Origin of the sequence: Actinomadura latina NBRC 106108 (assembly GCF_001552195.1) — a bacterium.
Lineage (GTDB): Bacteria > Actinomycetota > Actinomycetes > Streptosporangiales > Streptosporangiaceae > Spirillospora > Spirillospora latina.
This window is the reverse complement of sequence record NZ_BCQS01000072.1, coordinates 1-999: the sequence shown is the minus strand read 5'-3', so window position 1 is coordinate 999 and position 999 is coordinate 1. Positions and strand designations below refer to the sequence as shown.

Genomic DNA, 999 nt, shown 5'->3' with positions numbered 1-999 from the left:
GCACCAGTCCTGCCACGACACCCCGACCCCCGACACGAACAACTCCGCCAGCCCCGACACCAACCCCACCCGCTCCGACCCACGCCGACTCAGCAAAGACACCACCGACGACGCCCCAGAATCCACAGTCGCGCTGATCGCCGACACCAGCGCACCCGGCCCCAACTCCACGAACCGGTCCGCGCCCCGGGCAGCCGCGAACCCGATCGCGTCCGCGAACCGCACCGCCTGGCGGGCATGCCGCACCCAGTACTCCGCCGAACCAAACCCCTCCCCCACATCGGCCAACCCGCCCGACACATTCGACACCAACCCCACCTCGCCGGCACACACCCCCACCCCAGCCGCCACCTGACGGAAGTCCTCCAGCACCGGATCCAGCAACGGCGAATGAAACGCATGCGACACCGACAACGAACGCGTCCCACACCCCACCGCCGACAACCTCGCCGCAGCAGCCTCCACCGCAGCCCGCGCACCCGAAATCACCACCACCGTCGGAGCGTTCACCGCAGCCACCACCACCGGCCCCAACGACCCCGAAACCTCCCCCAAGACCTGCTCCACCAACTCCACCGACACCACCGGCCCCGACACCGCCACCATCGCGCCACCCGCATCCGCCCGCTGCATCACCCGGCCCCGCGCCACCACAAGCCGCGCCGCATCCTCCAACGACACCATCCCCGCCGCACACGCCGCCGCGATCTCCCCCACCGAATGACCCACCACAAAATCCGGAACCACACCCCACGACACCAACACCCGAAACAACGCCACCCCCACCGCGAACAACACCGGCTGCGCAAACTCCGTCCGCCCCAACACCCCCTCCTCCGAACCCCACATCACCTCCAGCAACCGATGACCCCACCACCGATCCACCTCCCCCGCCACCACCGCCAACTCCCGACCAAACTCATCACAACACCCCGCCAACTCCCGCCCCATCCCCAACCACTGCGACCCCTGACCCGGAAACACAAACACCACACCACC

At 68.8% G+C, this 999-nt stretch carries 1 protein-coding gene; it reads right to left on the bottom strand.

Translation table 11 applies throughout. From position 1 onward, the window contains the following. Positions 1-984 (bottom strand): acyltransferase domain-containing protein (locus AL2_RS35830; protein WP_281181656.1); only part of this gene is annotated, 984 nt, incomplete at its 3' end. Positions 985-999: the final 15 nt, after the last annotated feature.